Annotated in this window: 19 protein-coding genes; 10 read left to right on the forward strand and 9 right to left on the reverse strand. The window is 52.8% G+C overall.

Going from position 1 to position 19,364, the window contains the following annotated elements; genetic code table 11:
* Positions 1–23: 23 nt before the first annotated feature.
* The 7 genes from JEM67_RS10055 (at position 24) to JEM67_RS10085 (ending at position 7,170) form a co-directional block, all read left to right on the forward strand.
* Positions 24–491 (forward strand): hypothetical protein, encoded by a 468-nt coding sequence (locus tag JEM67_RS10055; RefSeq protein ID WP_199639637.1) that lies wholly within the window; start codon positions 24–26, stop codon positions 489–491.
* The gene (locus tag JEM67_RS10060) at positions 492–962 is read left to right on the forward strand and encodes a DUF1833 family protein (protein ID WP_037419517.1); all 471 of its coding nucleotides are present in this window, start codon (positions 492–494) and stop codon (positions 960–962) included.
* Entirely contained in the window at positions 955–1,386 is a 432-nt protein-coding gene (locus JEM67_RS10065) for an NlpC/P60 family protein (RefSeq protein ID WP_233527898.1), read from the forward strand. The genes JEM67_RS10060 and JEM67_RS10065 overlap by 8 nt, the downstream gene beginning before the upstream one ends.
* The gene (locus tag JEM67_RS10070; protein ID WP_199639634.1) at positions 1,334–3,829 is read left to right on the forward strand and encodes a host specificity factor TipJ family phage tail protein; all 2,496 of its coding nucleotides are present in this window, start codon (positions 1,334–1,336) and stop codon (positions 3,827–3,829) included. The genes JEM67_RS10065 and JEM67_RS10070 overlap by 53 nt, the downstream gene beginning before the upstream one ends.
* On the forward strand, positions 3,830–5,818 hold the full coding sequence (locus JEM67_RS10075) for a hypothetical protein (protein WP_199639632.1): 1,989 nt from the start codon (positions 3,830–3,832) through the stop codon (positions 5,816–5,818).
* Positions 5,819–5,829: 11 nt separating this feature from the next.
* A complete protein-coding gene (locus JEM67_RS10080) occupies positions 5,830–6,633 on the forward strand; it encodes a hypothetical protein (RefSeq protein WP_426406352.1) in 804 nt (267 codons plus the stop codon).
* A gap of 144 nt (positions 6,634–6,777) precedes the next feature.
* Entirely contained in the window at positions 6,778–7,170 is a 393-nt protein-coding gene (locus JEM67_RS10085) for a S24 family peptidase (RefSeq protein ID WP_199637136.1), read from the forward strand.
* 402 nt (positions 7,171–7,572) lie between these two features.
* On the opposite strand, the gene JEM67_RS10090 is transcribed toward JEM67_RS10085, so the two are convergent.
* Positions 7,573–7,938 (reverse strand): cell envelope integrity TolA C-terminal domain-containing protein, encoded by a 366-nt coding sequence (locus JEM67_RS10090; protein ID WP_199637138.1) that lies wholly within the window; start codon positions 7,936–7,938, stop codon positions 7,573–7,575.
* Between the two features lie 127 nt (positions 7,939–8,065).
* Positions 8,066–8,560, reverse strand: coding sequence for a DedA family protein (locus JEM67_RS10095; RefSeq protein ID WP_199637140.1), 495 nt, complete (start codon positions 8,558–8,560; stop codon positions 8,066–8,068).
* Positions 8,561–8,762: 202 nt separating this feature from the next.
* Here JEM67_RS10095 and JEM67_RS10100 point away from each other — a divergent pair, with 202 nt between their 5' ends.
* Positions 8,763–9,062, forward strand: coding sequence for a putative quinol monooxygenase (locus JEM67_RS10100; RefSeq protein ID WP_062870426.1), 300 nt, complete (start codon positions 8,763–8,765; stop codon positions 9,060–9,062).
* A gap of 105 nt (positions 9,063–9,167) precedes the next feature.
* On the opposite strand, the gene JEM67_RS10105 is transcribed toward JEM67_RS10100, so the two are convergent.
* The 5 genes from JEM67_RS10105 to JEM67_RS10125 are packed head-to-tail and all read right to left on the reverse strand — an operon-like array spanning position 9,168 to position 15,032.
* Entirely contained in the window at positions 9,168–9,893 is a 726-nt protein-coding gene (locus tag JEM67_RS10105; RefSeq protein WP_199637142.1) for an enoyl-CoA hydratase-related protein, read from the reverse strand.
* Positions 9,886–11,058, reverse strand: a complete 1,173-nt coding sequence (locus tag JEM67_RS10110) for an MFS transporter (protein WP_199637144.1) — start codon at positions 11,056–11,058, stop codon at positions 9,886–9,888. The genes JEM67_RS10105 and JEM67_RS10110 overlap by 8 nt, the downstream gene beginning before the upstream one ends.
* Complete coding sequence (gene hemA / locus JEM67_RS10115) at positions 11,055–12,266, reverse strand: 5-aminolevulinate synthase (RefSeq protein WP_013812377.1); 1,212 nt, start codon at positions 12,264–12,266, stop codon at positions 11,055–11,057. The genes JEM67_RS10110 and hemA overlap by 4 nt, the downstream gene beginning before the upstream one ends.
* A gap of 15 nt (positions 12,267–12,281) precedes the next feature.
* Positions 12,282–13,493 carry an acetyl-CoA C-acyltransferase gene (locus JEM67_RS10120; RefSeq protein WP_199637499.1) on the reverse strand — a complete coding sequence of 404 codons (1,212 nt, stop codon included), beginning with the start codon at positions 13,491–13,493 and terminating at the stop codon, positions 12,282–12,284.
* A gap of 9 nt (positions 13,494–13,502) precedes the next feature.
* Entirely contained in the window at positions 13,503–15,032 is a 1,530-nt protein-coding gene (locus tag JEM67_RS10125; protein WP_199637147.1) for a 3-hydroxyacyl-CoA dehydrogenase NAD-binding domain-containing protein, read from the reverse strand.
* Between the two features lie 349 nt (positions 15,033–15,381).
* Here JEM67_RS10125 and JEM67_RS10130 point away from each other — a divergent pair, with 349 nt between their 5' ends.
* Both JEM67_RS10130 and JEM67_RS10135 read left to right on the forward strand, forming a co-directional pair.
* Positions 15,382–16,098: an autoinducer binding domain-containing protein gene (locus JEM67_RS10130; RefSeq protein ID WP_199637149.1), complete on the forward strand. Its 717-nt coding sequence runs from the start codon at positions 15,382–15,384 to the stop codon at positions 16,096–16,098.
* A 178-nt stretch (positions 16,099–16,276) separates the two neighbouring features.
* Positions 16,277–16,705 (forward strand): universal stress protein, encoded by a 429-nt coding sequence (locus tag JEM67_RS10135; protein ID WP_004942906.1) that lies wholly within the window; start codon positions 16,277–16,279, stop codon positions 16,703–16,705.
* 44 nt (positions 16,706–16,749) lie between these two features.
* Here JEM67_RS10135 and JEM67_RS10140 read toward each other — a convergent pair whose 3' ends face one another.
* Together JEM67_RS10140 and JEM67_RS10145 are read right to left on the reverse strand one after the other, a co-directional pair.
* A complete protein-coding gene (locus JEM67_RS10140) occupies positions 16,750–17,763 on the reverse strand; it encodes an Ldh family oxidoreductase (RefSeq protein ID WP_199637151.1) in 1,014 nt (337 codons plus the stop codon).
* Positions 17,764–17,781: 18 nt separating this feature from the next.
* Positions 17,782–19,347: an APC family permease gene (locus JEM67_RS10145; RefSeq protein ID WP_199637153.1), complete on the reverse strand. Its 1,566-nt coding sequence runs from the start codon at positions 19,345–19,347 to the stop codon at positions 17,782–17,784.
* Positions 19,348–19,364: the final 17 nt, after the last annotated feature.

The raw sequence follows: 19,364 nt of genomic DNA on the forward strand, positions 1-19,364 counted from the left end.
TTTTTTATTACCGGGAGAAAACCGTGGCAATACCTTATCCCGACTGGCTATCCCTTCCTCAGAAGGCCAACAAGAGCCGCACGATTGATACCGGGTTTCGCACCGATCAACCGGCAGTGGGTGCGCCTATATTCCAGCGGCTGACTGATGACCTTAAAACCACCTGGTCGCTAACTTGGATTTTCACCCTACAGGAAGATCGGGCGTTCGAGCAGTGGTATCGCAGTCCCCGCTATCTCGATAACGGAAACCAGTGGTTCACCATGCTGTGCAATCTTGGGGGCTCAGGTCTGCAGATGCAGGAGCTGCATTTTGTGGCCCCGCCGGTGCAGACGAGCATTAACGGCAATACCACGACATGGACTGCCAGCGTCATCACTCGGAACGTATATAACCCGGATGATGAATTTTCAGATGTCATTGTTGAGCTGCCGTCGAATCAGTGGGGGATCATTGATGAGGTGGTTAACCGCGACATGCCGGAGTATTAAATGCCAACGTTACGTGAATTTCAGTCCCAGCGGCCAAACCGCATCCTGTACGACACAATGACGTTCTATCACTCGACCTTTGGCTATATCCGCCTGGTGAATCGCCAGATTTACCCGAAGACATTTGCAGGGCAGGTCTACACGCCGTGCCGAATGGAAGTATCAGAGAGTCAGCAGAGCAACACGCCGGTAATCAATGCCACGGTGAAGTTTGGTCGCCTGGCACAGGACTTTAAGCAGCAGTTGAAGCTGTGGCGCGCCTACTCGCGGATAACGCCGATATCGGCCACATATCAGCGCTTTGATGCCGCCGATATGAATACGCCGCTTAAGCCGTGGACACTTTACGTCAAGGACGTGTCGATGGATGAGAGCGATGTCACTTGCTCTTTGACGCTACAGAACCCACTGAACAACAACATCGCTTTCCTCTACAACACAACCGACTTCCCAGGACTAGCCAATGCATAAAACTGACTTTGTAGCCGCGATGGAAGGTAAGCCGTGGCGCGATCGGGCGTGTTCATTTGAGGCGGCAGATTGCTGGGGGCTGGTGGTTCTGTATTACCGCCATGTACTTGGCATAGAGATACACCAGACTCCGGACTACGAAGCCGGTAGCGACTTTCTGACCTGCTTTGCGGGTGATGTTGTGTTCTGGCAGCGGGCCGAAAAATCGGCCGATAGTAGCATTTTTATCGCGTATTACGGCACTCAACCAAGGCACGTTGGCCTGGTGGTGGATGGGCAAGCATTCCACAGCCGTGGCGAAGCGGGGCAGGTGCGTTTCGACAAGCTGCGAACGTTAGAAAAGGTGTTCACCAAACTGGAGTTTTACGACTATGCCGTTGATCGAGGTTCAGCGCGTGCCGGGGATACCGAAAGAACGGTATAACCTTCCCGCCGGCAGTATGTTCTACCCCTGGCTGAAAGAAGCCAAACTGCACTGCGATGTTGAAATACGGAGGAATGGAGAGAAGTTAAAACCTGATGATGAGCTGAATTTCCCCCTCAACCAGGGCGACATTATCAGTGTGTTTGACCAGCCCAAAGACGGCGTTGTCGGAACTCTTCTCAACCCTCTCGAACACTTTAATCCGATAAAGTTTACTCAGAAAATCCTGTCGGCACTCATCAAGCAACCAAGCGCCAACGCAGCCAGTAATAACTCCAAAACCTCACCAAACAACAGCCTCAAAGGGCAAACGAATATTGCCCGCAACGGTGAGGCAAAACCGGATAACTACGGCCAAGTGAGGGCATTCCCAGACCTGATCCAAGAGTCTCTATTCGAGTACACCAATAACATCAAAAAGGTGACTGAATGGATGAACTTTGGGCTGGGGAAGTATGACGTCACGTCAGTTCGCTATTCAGAGTCGAACCTCGGAGCGCTGGCGGGGGCCTCGTACCAGATCTTCCAGCCAGGGCAAAACATACCGCTCATCAATGAGGGGTTTGCGTTCGATGACATCGACGGTCAAGAGCTTCCAGGGCCAAACGAAAGCGAAGACTTCCCTGCAGAAACGGCTACGACAACCACGGATATGGTTTCTGGAGAATTTGTTGCCGGTCAGGCCCAGGTGAAGATTAAGCAAAATAGTGACTTCGACTACTTCTATGATCTGCCGAAACCGCACTCAGTTTCATTCGTGGTTAACGTCACCTACAACACGGTATCTGGCCCAGTAACGCGGGATATCACAGTGTTTGCTGACCTAACCAACGCTACGACTACCGATGATGGTGCACCGGTAGATCCACAACATTTCTATGAGTTTACTTTTTCAAACCTGGGCGGCAATGACATTGGGCAGATACCAGGTGATGCGGTTATCAACTCGACGATATTCACGCTGAACGATAACGAGCCTCTGGTGATTGGCCCGTCATTCTCTCCGGTTGCCGGGGAGCAGCTCTGGATACACCTTCAAGCTCAGTTGGGGCATGGTGATTATGCCAGGACAACAGTGACGTGGTGGAAAGTTGATGATGACAATAACCAGATACCCGGCACATCTGAACTACTCAACATTGGTCTGAACAACGATGATGAGAATTCAGACACCAAATACGGAACATTCAAGATAACTCCAGCCGCTGGCTATGGGCGTTATGCATTGCAATTTGTCAGAACGAATAACAGCAATGATCACTCCGTCCTTAAAGTTGAAGCTGTTCATATTGTCAGAACGCGAAACAACGTCACATACCCAAATGAAACATTAGTCACTATCACTGTCACGGCGACGGAAAGGGCAACGAGTTCACGCGACAGGAAATACAACGCGCTCATCACCCGTCACGTTATCAGTTATGACCTTGCAACCCAGACTGTCGATTACACCGAAAGGCCATCACGCTCGTTTGCAGATGCTGTGCTGCACACCTGGCTAAAAATGGGCGGGCAGACTGAGTCAAGCATCGATATCTATGAGTTGTATTCGATAGCCGCCTCACTCCCGGATCCACGGCTAGGCTACTGCGATTTCACATTTGACGATGAGGATATTTCTCTCGGGGCCAGGGTGCAGACCATTTGCGACGCGGCCACTGTTACAGCCTTTTGGGATGACGGTGTGTTGTCGTTCACGCGCGACGAGCGCAAGCCAAACGCGGTGACCGTGTTCAACCGCGCCAACACCAAGGCGGAGGATTACAGCCTCTCATACGACATGACGCTGCCTGGAGGCTTTGACGGCGTCGAGGTCACATATAAAAACCCGGTAACAAATAAACAGGCATTCATTCGTTATCGAATTACTGGTGACCAAATAGAGGAGGGTGCGGCGGTTAAGCCGAAGAAGTTCAGCATGCTATATGTGCGAAACTCGTATCAAGCGCGGGATAGGGCACTGAAAGAAGTAAGGAGGTTGCTCTATTCCCGGCAGACGATGTCGATTAAAGCGCTGGCTGACGGTGAATGGGTAAACGTCGGGCAAATGGTTCAGGTGGCGGACACTTACGATGTGAACCAGCAAGCTGGGTATATCAGATCACGACAGGGAAATGACTTTGTTACCAGTGAGCGAATTGAATGGCAGGGCGATATGTTTGTCATCGTCACCGATGTGCACGGAACACCAACTGCGCGAGTCCAAGCATTTCCCCGCTCTGACACAATATTTGGCTTTACCGCAGCAGTCCCAGAAATAAATCTAAATATCTTTGATGGCTACAACATTCAGTCACCCTCCCGCTATGTCATCGCCACGGAAGTGGAGATGGATGCGACCAAGTGGACGATTACCGAAAAGAAACCAAATGGCGACGGGACTACCTCGTTAACCATGTCTGAATATAACGACGAAATGTATAATTATGAGGTTGCCGAATAAATGACAGCGCCAACATCCAAACCAATACCAAGTAATGATGTAATCGACTTAAAGTTCAACGCAGAAAAAATTGATGAGGTTGTTAACTCTGGTGCTGAAAAATACACCGATAGATTCGGTGTTGAGCGATATACAATACAAGGCATCAGGAAAAATCTAGCTCCTTTAGGGAAAAATTACACGAAGGATGAAGCGTTAGCAGCAATAGCATCTGGAGAAATTCCAGATGGTGCCGTTTATTTTGTTTGGTCTGATGATATGAGGTCCATCGCCGATAAGTATAAAAACATTGGCGGAATTTCTACCTACCAAGGAATTGAATATCCAAGGACGGAGTATGTAACAGCAGCATATGACCGTACAGACGATATAATTCAAAACTATCCTGATAGTGCAATATCAACCCCGAACATTAGTGCAGTTGTCGAATCTGAAGATGGCGTTATTGCACCTTTTATGAACAAAAAAGGAAGGGTAGGTAGTGTTGACGAGTTTGGAGAATGGCAAGATGCAGCATTCGACAATTCTCTGATAAACAAATTTACTTATAAAGCTCAGGATTTGGTTTTATCGGATGGCTCAATTTGTCGCGAAGTTATCTTAGATGAGGATAAACGAGTAATTGAGGCCTGGACATATGATGGAGGATATTACTTAGCATCTGATTCAGGATTGAAAAGGGTTTCAGGTGGTGACCCCGAAAACAAAGAGGCCGCGATTGTCTATGCGTCAGCCGTAGCTACAATTGCGGGTGGAGTTGGCACGCGGGTTTCAGTAAATATCGATGATAACGTTTGCTTCATCTTCCCAACATGGGGTCAATCACTTGCTCAGGGCTATAACGGTGACGCATCCGATACATTAACAGCCGTAACGCCTCTTTACCCCAATAACTGCCTGATGTTCGCAGGAACGCGTCCAAACAGGGGATCTACAGAGATTACCTCTCTCACCCCACTGAAAGAGGCTCTAAGTGCAGGCGGTTTGAAAGAGACGGCAGCAAGCGGCCTTGCCTCTCACACATACCAAATGGTTCAAACGATCACCGGTCACTCTATTCGCACGCTGTCATTTGTTGCAGCTGAAGGTGGGAAGGCATTTCAAGACCTGACGAAAGGGGCTCCAGCTTGGCAGGCAATGATTCAGGGCATTGTTGATGCAAAAAACATCTGCATCCAGAATGGCTGGAAGCCTATTGTAGCTTGCCTGGACGTTATGGCTGGCGAGACTGATTCAGAGAATGTTCCTGCGATGACCACTGAACGCTACAAGCGCCAGCTTCAGCAGTTGGATGCTGACTTTAACTCAGAAGTAAAACGCATTACAAAACAGAGCGTCAACGTCCGCATTATCGTTTGCCAAAGCGCATTTACACCAAACTCTCGCGGCCTGTGGGATCAACCAGTGCGTCAGGCTCAATATGATCTCGATGGTGTAGGTAACATTCGTCTTGCAGGGCCAGTTTACCCATTCCCATATGCTGATGTAATTCATATCAACAGTTTGGGACAGAACCGGCGGGGGCAAATGGTTTCGCGCGCGTTGATGTGGGACTTCTTCGGAACTGGATGGAGGCCGATAAAACTGGTTAATTATATCTGGAGGACTCCGACGCTATTAAGTCTTATTTTTGATGTTCCGACTCCGCCGTTAGTTATCGACTCCACTGGAGAGACAATTACAGTCTCTGGCCTCGGCAATGGCATGGGATTTGTATTGGATGACAGAAGCTCGACACCTATCGTTATTTCGAGCGTCACGCTGGCAAGCAACTCCGTGATTGATATTTCTCTATCTGCCGCTCCTATTAATCCATCCGGGGTCCGCGTTGGCTATGGGATTAAAAGAAACGATGGTAATACAACTCAGGATGGCCCTGTAATTGGCGCTCGTGGCTGCATTCGAGACAGTACAAACCATGTATCCCTTTATGACTCTGCAGCTAATCACAACTGGATGCCAGCGTTTATCAAAGAAATTCCATTTTAAAGGGTAACCCAATGATTGTATCAATTAAATCAAGAACGAAAATCGTAAATCCTAGCCTGCCTGTTTTGAACCTGTCGCCTGAAGAAGAGTTTATTTTACGGAAAATGCCGTCAGCGTGGATCTCTTCTGCGAATGGTCTGCTGTCAGATGATGGAACAAACGTTAAGCTTATTCTTGATCGCGGCGGTAATGAGAACTGGGAACCATTGCTTTCAAACATGCCACGTAAAGCCCTATCAAATGGGAAGCCAATTCTTAACTTCGGAGCTCCCGGACCAACCAACAATGGTTCTGTAATTTCTCAGAATGAACATGAAGCATTACCGGAATCCGGCGTTATGACCGTAGCGGCTTTATATCGTATTCCATCAGGACTCAAGGGCGGTAACCTCTTTGGTAACAATTCCGCCGACCCGAATCGCTTGCGCGTAAGATTTGGTTCGGATTCTTATAACGGTAATGCTCTGTGGATAAACCACGGCACGGCATCACCAATTAGCGATGATAACTATCCAATTAATACTACGCTGGAATTCCGGGATAACACCTGGCATATCGCGCTGATTGAAATCAATGCCGGGATGCACAGGTGGGAGCATGACGGCACTTTACTGCAGCAGAAATCTGTTGGAGCGATACCGTTTGCGACAACTGATAGCCGCAGATTGGTGGTGGGGAGCGCAGGCAACCCGATTTCCAATGGGTTTATCGGTGACCTTGCGGAGTTGTTGGTGATTCCTTCGACCATCGATAGCGTAACGAAGACCATTATTTACTCGTGGTTCAACGCACGGAAAGCGAGTTTGACTGCGTAAACCATAGACCCTGTCCACTCTCAAAAACTATCTTCCGTTAACGATCAGAGCCCTATCATTTTTGGGCTCAATCGGTCTTCACATCGGTTTTTTCTTACGTATATACTGTATGCATAAACAGTATTTGTTGTGAGGTAAAACACTATGCCATCAAAATTCGCAAGCCCAGCGGCTGACTACGTCGAGAAGCGTTTGAGTCTGGATGAGATCTGCATCATGAGTCCACACGCGACGTATTTCATGCGCGCAGCGGGCCAGGCGCTGGCTGTGGGTATCCATGACAGCGCCTTGCTCGTTATCGACTCATCAGTAACGCCTGTGCATGGCAGCATAATCATTGTTGACGTCGGCGGCGAGCATGTTCTGCGCCGGCTTCGGCTGTATCCATATCGGGCACTGGAATACGTGGACGGATCGGGCATGGAAACGATGTTAGGTAACGAAGAAGACGGCGAGGGGATCCAAGTGTTTGGTGTTGTGACTTGGGCTGCGAACGATATGAGGTCGTGCGAGTTTGATGATGTGCCTGTGATTTAGAGGTCATTGAGGTGGGACAAACTTGGGACAGGGATGTTTTCACATCTGTTGATATGGTTTTCCGACTTTTTGCATCTTGGGACGTGTGAGCGCGGGCTGATGCGGTAAGTTGGTGATATAAATACTAAATCATACAACTCTTAATCAATTGGTCACAGGTTCGAACCCTGTACGACCCACCAACAAAAACATGTGGTTACAACACCTTCTTGATTCCTTATTCTCTCTGTCGTGTCGTATTTGTGTCGCGATACGAAAAAATCGTGCCGACTTGCCATGTATGTTCAGAAAGGTGATCTGGCGCAACATGAGTCTATCTTCGCACCCTTCTATCGACCCACAATCCCCCAATATCCAGCAAAATTGATAATGGAAGTCTGAGGGCATTTGCTTTGCCGAACCCTAGGTTCGCTGCGGCTGAAAGACGATCACGATTTTTTTGAAGGTTGCATAGGTTTTTTCATCCGGCGGTGCCGGAATCTCTGCCGAGAATACGGCGGTCATGCCCGCTTCGCACAGCGGCGTAAAACCCTCAACATTATTGATGTCGGTGACCTTACCCTGGCGGTTCAGGGATATGGACATACTGCATTCTTGCCCGTAATAGCTGTCCTGTATGATCGTTTCAGTAAGTATTGCGTTGGTCACATCGTGGTAATAATCCGTTATCGCGACGCCGGTGCGTTTTGGCTCAGGGTAATTGCTGTGGCATGCGGTTAAGCTGAGCGCTGCCAGGAGGGCGGTGGTGGCGATTCGCAGGAGAGGCATTTTATTCCCTTAAGTGCTGAGCAGCTTCATCTGAAGCTCGTATCCCATCTGAAGATAAACATTATGTTACCCCATAATTCGACCTCTTAGAGCTTATCGCAGCGGTCTTTTGAAAGGTGTTCGCTGTTCACAGTAGTTGGCCAACGGACATCAACGCCACCGCCCAAATCCCGGCGGAGAGCGCACTGGCGCAGTAGACCTGCTTGCGCGACAGCGAAATCATGCCGGCGACCAAAGGCACGGTGTAGCGCATCACGGCCAAAAAACGCGAGATAAACAACAGTACCACGCCTTTTTGCTGCAAGGCTGACTTAGCCTTGTGCAACGCGCTGTGATATCTGGCCGGCAACCACTTCCCGTGTTCGCGGCCCTGGAGCAATGCACCGCAATGGAAAGATAAAACGGAACCGAGCATCGCCCCCAGAGCAATCGCCCCCCAGACGTAACCGTCGGCCAGCACCGGTTTGCCGGCGACAATGCCCAGCATCAGCGTAATCGATGCAGGCGGCAGCAGCGACGAAATGAAAATAACCGACTTGCCGAACGAAAACAGAAAGATAATCAGCAGCAGAAAGCCCGGCTCTGGGCTGTATTTGGCGATAATATGGGTCCATTCCGCCATAAAAAATCCTCATAAAATGTGTCTGAGGACCAGTGTCCCATTGCTCGCTTCAATAAAGGTTAAATATTGGGCAAGGCGCGACGTTTTACCCGGTAACTTGCGTTATCTACGGTGCTGATGCGGTGCCGTTCGGGTGCATAAGGGTAAGGATTCGGGGTAGAGTGGGCTCACATGATAGATACGCTAAAAGGAAAAAGGCGCCATGCTAAAGGTGATTGCTGAGGATTTTATCAAGATCGATTGTGTTGAAACGGTAATGCCGCTGTATCGAGAACTGGTGGAGAAAACCCGGCAGGAGCCGCTTTGCCTCTCCTATGAACTGTTTATCGATCACCAGGACCCTGGGCATTTTATTTTTGTCGAGGAGTGGCCCGATCGGGCTGCATTGGACGTGCATTGCCAAACCGAACATTTCACGCGGCTGGTCCCCTTAATCAACCAGCACCAAAGCAAGCCCTGTACCTTTCTGTTTATGAAGCCTTTTTCTTCGACGAAGGATTAAAAGGCCAAAAAAATCCCCGCAGAGCGGGGTCAATGGCTTCTCAAACATGGTCTTGTAGTGCTTAAACGTTAGACTGCGAATGATTACCATTCATTAAGAATGTTCTCAAAAGGAGGGGGCTGCCGCTTGCCGTACCTGTTCAACCCAGCTTTGCTGGTAGCCAAACGACGGCGTCTCATACTGCGTTAATCCATAACGGACGATGGCCTTCACAGCCCGGCTGGCGAGCGGATTTTTTTGCGCGATGTGCCGGGCGATGCTCAGCGCTTCATCCCGTGCCGAACCTTCGCTGATGCGAGAAATAGCGCCGTGCCGCCAGGCCTCCTCCGCGCTTATTGTTCGGCCGGTCAGCAACCAGTCGAGGGCGATATACGGTGAGATCCGCGCAGGCAGCCGCGAACAGCCGCCTTGTGCCGCAATCAGCCCCAGCCCGGTTTCCGGGAAACTGAATCGTGCGCTGCGGTTGGCGACGATCAGGTCGCAGGCCAACGCAATCTCGAAACCGCCGCCGTAGGCAATGCCATCAACGGCGGCAATGAGGATCTTGGCGAGTTGGGCATGCACGATGCCGCCAAATCCCTCAGGCTCGACCACCGGCAACTCCCCCAGGCGGAACGCCTTCACGTCCATCCCGGCGGAAAACGCCTCAGGCTGACCCGTCAGCACAATCACCCGCACCGCGTCATCCTGTTCAGCCCGTTGCAGATAAGTTTGAATCAGACGCGCCATATCCAGATTGATGGCGTTCTTTTTCTCCGGTCGATTCAGGGTAATAACGGCAACGCCGTCATCATGGCGCTCATAAAGCACCGTAGGCAGCAGGTCATTCATGAGCTTTCTCTCCCTGGAAGAAGAACAGCGTCAGCAGCAGAGCGATGGCCCCCAGCGGCAGCGAAAACAGCGGCAGATAATAGGCTGGCAGCGTATACAGCGTCAGGCCGCCGAGCATGCCGCCGGCAGCGATGCCTGCATAGAGCACGGAGCTGTTCAGTGAGACGGTCAGTGCGCCAAAGCGTTTCGATAGCGACAGCAAGTGGTGTTGGATCGGCACCAGATACATCCAGCCGGTAATGCCCCAGACCAGAAAGATCGTCAGCACCCACCAGGGGGAGGTAACGTAAAAGGTGAGCAGAAACAGCGAAACCGTCTGAATAGTCACCGAAAACAGCAGCACAAACTTGCTGCCGAGGGTATCGGTCAACACGCCGGAAACGAAATTGCCGATAACGGCCCCAACGCCGAATACCAGCAGTGCGATTGGTAAAATAGCCTCCGCGCCCAACTGGGTATTTTTCAGCAGTACGCTGACATAGCTATAAACAATATGTTCGGAACAGACGGCAAAGAAAGTGATCAGCAGCGTGGTCAGTACCGCCTTTTGTCGCAGCGGGGCAAGCCGCTCCTTCAGCGTGTGTTTACCCGGTGCGGCAATGGCGCGTAGCGCCAGTGAAAGCCCCAGCAGTGAAACGGCGCCCAGCAAGGCAATCAGCAGAAAAATCTCCCGCCAACCGATCAACCTGGCCAGGAAGGTGCCAAAAGGAATGCCAAGGGCGATTGCCAGCGTCATGCCGCCGTAAACTATCGAGATGGCCAGCCCGCGCCGCTTTTCCGACACCAGCCCGACCGCGGCGGCGGCGGCTTGCGGCGTGTAGGCTGCGGCCCCCAGCGCCGCCAGCACGCGACCGGCAGAGATTTGCAAAAAGCTGTCGGCAAATGCGCAGGCCAGATTACCGGCGATAAATAATACCAGGGCGATCTGTAAAATATGCTTGCGGTTGAGGTTACCAAACAGCCAGGCGGTCAGCGGGGCAAACAGCATATAGGCGAGGGCAAATACCGAGATTAACTGCCCCGCCTGAGCGGGGCTGACAGTAAAGGTATCTGAAACCTCGGTAAGCACGCCGGCAACGATAAACGCATCGGTGCCAATGGCAAAGGTGCCGGTCGCCATCAGGCAAAGCGTGAGAAAATGACCGTTATAATCCGTCAACTTCATCCTGCTCTCCGTAATTCATTGGCGGCCCAGACTTTGCTTAATGCCGCCAGGAAATAATCCACATCCTCATGAGTATGGGCAGAGGTCGGCGTGACGCGCAAACGCTCGCTGCCTGCCGGTACCGTCGGGGCGTTCACCGGCTGCACGTAAATATCGTACTCGTCGAGCAGCACCTTGCTGATGTGTTTGTTCCGGTGCGGATCGCCGACCAGCACCGGCAGAATGTGGCTGTCTTCCGAAACCAATGGGATACCGGCGGCGCGCAGGCCGGACTTAAGATGAGCGATAATCGCCAGCAGGTGTTTGCGTTGATTGTCATGCTCAAGATTGTATTTAAAGCTGGCTAGCGCGGCGGCCACCACCGGCGCAGGGGACGACGTACTGAAGACAAACGCCGGCGACCAGCTGCGTACCGCCTCAACCACCACGCGTGGTGCGGCGATATAGCCCCCGGCGGCACCGTAAGATTTGCCGAAGCCGCCCTGGATAATAGTGATCTTATCCAATAGGCCCAGTTGCTCGGCATAACCCAGGCCGCGATGGCCGTAAACGCCGGCGGAGTGGATCTCGTCCAGGTAGGTCAGCGTTTGATATTTCTCCGCCAGTTCCACAATCTGCGCCAGCGGTGCGAAGTCGCCGTCCATCGAATAGAGCGACTCGAAGGCGATCAACTTGGGGCGGTCGGGATCGGCTGCCAGCAGGAGCTCTTCAAGGTGGGCCACATCATTGTGGCGGAAGATTTTTTTCTCCGCCTTACTGTAGCGAATGCCGTAGATCATCGAGGCGTGGTTAAGCTCATCGGAAAATACGATCAGATTGGGAATGGCGTCGCAAAGGGTGGACAACGTGGCGTCATTGGCCCCAAATCCGGTGGTGAACAGCAACGCGGACTCTTTGCCGTAGGCGCTGGCCAGCAGCGTTTCCAGCTCGCTGTGGTAGACCGAGGTGCCGGAAATGCTGCGGGCGCCGCAGGTGCCGAGACCGACGCGATTCACCGCCTCGGTGGTAGCCAGGATGACTTTGGGGTGATGACTCATTGCCAGGTAATCATTCGAGCACCAGACGTTCAGACGACGCTCCCCGTTCTGCCCGTGGCTGGTGGCCCAGGGTTTATCCACCACGCTGCGTTCGAGGTTGAGGAACTCGCGGAACCGTCCCTGTTTTTTGGTTTCGGCCAATTTTTCTTCAAGAATGTTTAATACGCTCATACGGAATTCCTTGCATTAGAGGGCTTTAATAACCAATGAAACGCCTTGGCCGACACCGACACACATCGTCACCAGCGCGTTGTTTACCTGCCGGGCGTTGAGTTCCAGCGCGGCGGAAAGCGCCAGCCGCGCGCCTGACATTCCAAGTGGATGACCGAGGGCGATGGCGCCGCCGTTTGGGTTGACCCGTGTATCGTTGAAATCGATACGCCAGTTTTTCAGCGCGGCCAACACCTGTGCGGCAAACGCCTCATTAATTTCAATCACGTCAAAATCGTTCAGGGTAAAGCCGGTTCGCGCCAACAACTTGTCGGTGGCGGCGATCGGCCCGATCCCCATCACCGACGGGGCAACGCCTGCACTGGCGCTGTCGCCAATCTCCGCCAGCGGTTGCAGTGATTTGCGTTTCACATAACGGCCGGAAGCCAGCAGCAGTATCGCCGCTCCGTCGTTGATGCCGGACGCGTTGCCGGCGGTGACCGATCCCTCGACGCTAAAGGCCGGTTTCAGCGCATGGAGCTTTTGCAGCGTGGTCTGGCGTGGAAATTCATCCTGTTCGAAGATCTTGCGGGTTTTACGATCCACCTGCACCTCGAGTGGCGTGATTTCCCTGGCCAATCGGCCATTTTCAATGGCCCGCCAGGCTTTTTGCTGTGAGTTCAGGGCAAAAATATCCTGATCTTCACGGGATATTTGGTGTTGCTGAGCCACGTTCTCCGCCGTAATGCCCAGCGGATCGCAACCATAGCGCTCCGCCAACTGCGGATTGACAAAACGCCAGCCCAAGGTGGTGTCGTACAGCTTGACGTTCTTGTCGAAAGGCGTTTCGCTTTTACCCATCACATAGGGCGCCCGGCTCATGCTTTCTACGCCACCGGCCAGCACCAGTTCGCTGAGGCCGCTTTTTATTTTTGCGCTGGCGTAGATCACGGCATCCAGCCCGGATGCGCACAGCCGGTTCAACGTGATGGCCGGCACGTTCTGATCCAGGCCAGACAACAGCGCCGCCATGCGGGCGACGTTGCGGTTGTCCTCGCCGGCCTGATTGGCGCAACCCAGGATCACTTCATCGATATCCGGCTCTGCATCAGGGTGCCGTTGCAGCAGTGCCCGAATAATGGCCGCCGCCATATCATCCGGACGCGTCAGCGCCAGACTGCCGCCGTAAGCGCCGATCGCCGTGCGTGTGCCGTCGATCAGATAGACCCCGTCGTCTTTAATCGTCATCATTTTTCCTTAGGGCGCTACAGCCAGCTCAGGCCGGGCCGCGTTCAGCAATGAGTAATGTGGGTAATAGCGCGCGGAGTGCAGCAATTGCGCCATGTTATCCAGCGTCGACTTCACGTTTTTCTGCCCGAGCTGCGCCAGCCAGGCAAAAATGCCGTCGGCATAGTTCACGCCGGCCACGGCGGCGATATCGATATCCGCCCGGCTGCAAACGCCGCTCTCCACCATGATCACCGATTCATTGATCAGGCTGCTCAGTACGCGGGCAACGATCAGGGCAGGGGAATCTTTGATAAACTCCACCTGAGCGATGACGGTTTGCAGCAGCGACAGAAACAGCGCTTTATTCGCCTCTGTGGCATGTTGATTGTGGGCGGCCACCAGATAGGCGGTGTCGGCGTAATTCAGCGCAGCGTCAATCACGAAGGTGTCGAGAGCGGTTAAGCCGGCGAGCAGGTTCGCCGTTCTGCCATCGGTGATTTTGATCGCCAGCGTGTTATTCACCAGGATAAAACGCCCCAGTTCCGGCCGTTCCGGCAACCGCTGAACGCGCAGCGCAGGCCAGGTGGCCAAAGCGCGCTGTTGCAGGTGATCGAATAAAGCGTGTTCACCATAAAAATGCAGTGAAGTTGGCGTGTTGCTCTCTGTGGCCGGGGTGGGCGGTGTAGCCGGTAGGGAAGCAAAAAAAGAGCGCCCGTTTTTCCTCCCCAGCAGCCCGGCATCCACCAGCGAGCGTTGCAAATGGCCGGGGGTATAGCGGGGGTCGAACTGCATATCCTGCCAAATCTGCTTGCTGACCTGATAGTTGATATCCTGGCCAATAAAATCAGTCAGTTCTAAGGGCCCCATGCGAAAATGCCCGCCTGCCTTGAGGGCGCGGTCGATCTGTGGAGCCAGCGCCACGTTTTCCTCCAGCAGCCGGAACCCTTCCAGATAGAAAGGCCGCGCCATGCGATTAACAATAAAGCCCGGCGTGGCTTTGCAGACCACAAACTGTTTACCCAACGCTATTACCAACTGCTGGCAGCGTAGGCTGGTGGTGTGGGAGGTAAAATAAGAGGGAATGATTTCGATCAACTTCATCAGCGGCGCCGGATTGAAAAAATGCAGGCCGATAAAGCGCGGATTGTTTTCCACCCCCGCCGCCAGTTTGTTCAGCGACAACGAGGAGGTATTGGTCGCAATGATCGCCTCTGGTTTTACCGTAGCCGCAATGGCTGCCAGGATTTCATGCTTGGTTTGCTCATCTTCCGCAATGGTTTCAATCACCAGATCGCTGTCGGCTATGGCGTCAAAGACGGCCGAGAAAATAATATTGGCTAATATCTGGCCTTTTTTCTGCAGGGTTATTTTTCCGTTATCCATTTTTCTGTCCAGGTCACTGACAATATAGTCACGGGCCTGACTGAGATTATTACCATTGCGATTATAAAGTACGGTTCGTATGCCGTTCAGCGCCAGGAGATAGGCGATGCCTCTGCCCATGGTTCCCGCACCAATAACGGCGGCTGAACGGATTGCCGAATTATTCTCTGCCATAGAAAATCCCCGTGAGTATTTTTCTGCATTGCCAAATTCGCAAATGCTTATAATTTATTTGGATTTGGAACGACACTGGGTGCCTATGGCGAAGGTAATGGGTGGCGAGATGACTGTCTAACGGTAAAACTGACAGGTTTACAATAATAGGCGGTTATGGTATTCGCGTAATTCCGGTTATTAGTCAGCGTTAAAAGCGCTATTTATTAGCATTCGGATGACCATAGCTTCTTTTGTTATAGCCATCGTATTTTTTATTCTATCAAACGGCTGTTGTAGCCTGAATGCCCCCACTATAGTTAATGTCACTTATCGATTGCCCGGCCCCGCTTTCTGGAGAACGTGCTTTATGGACACCCGTATTCAGCCTTTGATGGACGCTTTACTCGGCAACGTGCAAGACCGCGAACTTTTTTTACGCCGCCTGGATTTCTGCGCCCAGGCTTTGGGCTTTGAATACTATTCCTATACCGTGTTTTCTTGCTATCCGGCCAGCCGACCAAAAATGCTGATAGAGGGAAATTATCCTGCAGAATACCTGGAGGACTACCGCAAGCTGCGGGTGTATTTGCAGGACCCGGTTATCGATCAGGCCCATCATTCCACGCTGCAGTTTCATTGGGACGAAGAATTCTATCAAGATAAACCGGAACTGTGGTGGCGTATGGCACAGTTCGGTATCCGTGAAGGTTGGTCACAGTCAATCAAGGACTGCTACGGTCGGTTGGGCATTCTCACCTTTGCCGGCAAAAAAATTCCTGAGCAGTCGCCGGAGGCCGGTGCGCGTAACGAAACCTTTTTCCTGTGGTTGGCGCAGATTACCCATAAAACGTTGCGCGAAGCATTAATATCGGTGAACGACGAGGCGATCAAAGACGTGCTGACGTTGCGTGAAAAGGATATTTTACGCTGGTGCAGCGAAGGCAAAACCTCAGAGGAAATTGCCATGCTTATGGGGCTGAGTGAAAGAACGGTGAATTTTCATATCGGTAATTCGATTAAAAAATTGTCAGTGGCCAATAAAACTGCCGCCACGGCGAAAGCGGTGTATTTGCAACTCATTTAACTGATGTTGCAATAATTAATCGACTAGCTGTTAACCTCGCTATGTTTATATTTTGTTAAATAGTCAATTATCCCAGCCAGGAGTTACCGGCGATCACAAAAGCACGAGAAAGCGGTTCACGCACCATTCTCCCGGCAGTACCCTGTAGGCACCAAGGTTTACATAGAAGGGATGTAATATGTACAAGACCATACTAGTGCCGATAGATATTGAAGAAGATCTGCTGACAGAGCATGCGTTGAAGAATGTCGAGTACCTAGCGAAAATTTCCGGAGCCAAAGTGCATTTCTTCCACGCGTTGCCGGATGCCTCGGCGTTCGTTACCGCCTATTCGTTTGGCATCAAGGAGTTTGAGAATCAGGCGGAAGTAAAAGCGGTCGATAAGCTCAAGAAAATCATGTCGGAAATTGATATTCCACTGGAGCGTCTGGATTACACCATCAGCTTTGGCTCCCCGCGCGATCAGGTGCTGGAATTGGCTGAGGAAATCAAAGCGGATTTGATCATCATCGGTTCGCGCCGGCCGAGCGTGAAAACCTACTTGCTGGGATCTAACGCCGCGGCGATTGTGCGTCACGCCAATATCTCGGTCATGGTAGTCAGATAATTCGTTAAATCAGGCCCGCAGTGCAGTTTGCGGGCCTGTATCATTTAGTGGCACAGAGCCACAATTTCCTCATACAGCGCCAGCGGCAAGGTAACGCCGTGCTGCTCGCTGTATTGCCGCATCTGAAAACGTCGTTCCCCCGGAATACGTGCCCCTTGTCCGGACATATCGGCGAACAAGGCTTCCGCTCTGGCAAAGTGAACCGCGTTGTCGGCCCCCATAAAACGATCAGGATCCATGGCGATAATCAATTCGCCGCCGTAAGGGGAGGAACCGGTCTGCCGATCGTAGGCCAGTGATTCCTTACTGGTCATATCGCCAATCAACGGCCCGGCGAGCAGTTCAACCATTGCGGCCAGCGCAGAACCCTTATGGCCGCCAAAGGTCAGCATCGCACCCTGCAACACGCTGGCCGGATCGGTTGAGGGTTGCCCTTGCTCATCGATGCCCCATCCCTCCGGCAGCGGTGTGCCGGCGCGGCGGTGCAGCTCGATTTCGCCACGTGCCGCGGCGCTGGTGGCCATATCAAAAATAAAGGGCGGGCGTTGCGGGCGCGGCCAGCCAAAGGCGATAGGGTTGGTGCCGAACAACGGACGGGTTCCCCCGGCGGGGGTAACCCAGGCATGGCTGGGTGTGCAGGCCAACGCCACCAGCCCTTGCTCGGTTAAGGGTTCAATATCGGCCCACAGGGCGGAAAAATGCACACAGTGGTTAATGGCCAATGCCGCTATGCCGTTAGCGCGCACTTTGTCGACAAAAGCTGGGAGTGCGCGGCGATAAGCCAGCAGTGAAAAGCCGTCGTTGGCGTCCACCCGCAGGATCGCCGGAGCGCTGTCGATAAGCACAGGAACGGCGTCGGCAGACACCTTGCCGGCCAGTAGCGAGTGCACGCAGCCAAGCACCCGGTACAGGCCGTGCGAGGCGCAGCCATCACGTTCACCGGTGGTCACATTTTGTGCGACGGCATCTGCATGTTCAGTGCTGAAACCGTTGCTGCGCAGTGCGCGCAGCGCGAGATGATAGGCCTCGTTCAGCGACAGAGTCTGGGTTTGCGTCATGAGATTTCTCCTTTGCGGCTACTCTTCTTCATCACCGTCGAAATTCGCCTTGGGCAAACAGGTATAGGCACCCCAGTAATAAATCACCAGCGCAATGACTGCCACCGTAAGGGTATCCCACGGGTGGCCGATGGCGTTGATACCGCCAAAGCTACCGAGATAAGACGCCACAATAATCAGCGCGTAGAAACCGATCAGCCACAGTGAGGACCAAATCTGCTGCCGCAGGCTGACGGCATGGGTGGGCACCTTGTTTTTGAACAGGATATAGACCACGAACATCAGGATCTGCAAGCCAAGCAGCCAGGAAACGGTGTTCCAGCCGGACCAGTAGACGATAAGTGCCGAGATGATGAATGACACCGGGCCGAGCACGCAAAAGCCCCTCACGAAGAACGGGCGATGCAGGTCCGGCGCATTACGCCGCAGGCCGGCGGCAGTGACGGGCGCAATGGCGTAACTCAGTACCAGCGCGGCGGATACTACGCCGATCAGCTTCTCCCAAGAGGGGAAGGGCAGCGTCCAGAAGATCGACAGACCAAAGGTCAGCCACAGCGCGGGGCGTGGAATGCCGGACGCCCCGTCGACGCGGGTAAAGATTTTAAAGAAGGTCCCGGCGCGCGCCCAACCGTAGATCACGCGTGGCGTGGCGTTCATATAGATATTGCCGGTGCCGCTTGGCGAGATAATCGCATCGCTCACCACCAGGAACGCCAGCCAGCCCATGCCCAGCGTGATGGCGATATCGCGATAAGGCAGTGAGAATTGCTGGCTGATGTCAGCCCAGCCACCGCTAAGCATTTCACCGGGAATGCTACCGAGGAAAGCCACCTGCAACAGCACGTAGATGATGGTGGACAACACCACCGACAGGAGCAGAGCGATGGGAATCGTACGCTGCGGGTTTTGCACCTCGCTGGCGACCGAGATAATCGGCGTCAGACCGAGGTACGCGAAGATAATCCCGCCCGCCGAAATGGCTGCTTCCACCCCGGCGGAACCAAAGGGTGCAAAACCTTGGCTGTACAGATTTTCGGGTTTGAAGAAGTTGAACAGCACCACGATCACCAACAACGGCACCATGAATTTAATCACGCTGATCAGGTTATTGGATTTAGCAAAGGTTTTGACGCTGTAGTAGTTAAGGGCGAAGAAGAAACACAACAGCACTAGCTGTACCCCCCAGCCGAATAGCGTCGGGTCGCCGGAGCCGGGTTGGCTCAAAAAGGGAAACCAGGCGGCGGCATACTGGCGGGCGGCGACGATCTCAATCGATATCAGACTGGAGAAGGCGATCAGGGTGATAAATCCCAACAGATAGCCCATCAGCTCGCCGTGGGAAAATACCGGATAACGGATGATGCCGCCGGCGCGCGGCAGCGCCGCACCCAGTTCGCAATAAACAATGCCGAGCAGTAAAACGGCCAGGCCGCCGATAAGCCAGGAGTAGATGCCCGCCGGGCCGGCAATGGAGGAGACGTGGCTGGCGGCGAACAGCCAGCCGGAACCAAATATAGCGCCCAGACCAATAAACGTCAGATCGGTGAGCGTAAGCTGCTTCTTGAATTTGCCTTGGGTTGTCATAGGGTTACCCTTTTGTT

Origin of the sequence: Serratia sp. PAMC26656 (assembly GCF_016469055.2) — a bacterium.
GTDB classification, from domain to species: Bacteria; Pseudomonadota; Gammaproteobacteria; order Enterobacterales; family Enterobacteriaceae; genus Serratia; species Serratia plymuthica.